The organism is Lysinibacillus sp. UGB7, from assembly GCF_049058285.1.
GTDB lineage: Bacteria > Bacillota > Bacilli > Bacillales_A > Planococcaceae > Lysinibacillus > Lysinibacillus sphaericus_B.
Genome location: NZ_JBMGUV010000130.1, coordinates 1 through 329, shown reverse-complemented (window position 1 = coordinate 329; position 329 = coordinate 1). Strand labels below are relative to the sequence as shown.

Genomic DNA, 329 nt, shown 5'->3' with positions numbered 1-329 from the left:
AGGACAAAATAGCCTACACTGCTTTAGATCCGAACTGGGGATGGGTGGTAAGTGCAAGTAGCTATATGAAGTCATTTAATCATGGAATTAACTTAATCCAACATATGATTATGATTACACTTGGCATGAGTATTTTGATCGGAATAATAATTATATTTTTATTTTCCAGACATTTGGCAATTCCAGTTCAACTCATCACTGAAAGTGTGCAAAAGATTGCTAAACAAGATTTATCTTTTAACTATATTAAAGTTAAAAATAAAGATGAGTTGGGTGATTTAGCTAGTGGAATAAATAGGATGACTGCAAGTTTAAGAGATATTATTCAA

Annotated in this window: 1 protein-coding gene; it reads left to right on the top strand. The window is 31.3% G+C overall.

The window, feature by feature from the left end:
- The coding region (locus tag ACOMCU_RS28375; RefSeq protein ID WP_421052327.1) for a HAMP domain-containing protein at window positions 1–329 on the top strand (329 nt) is incomplete at both ends.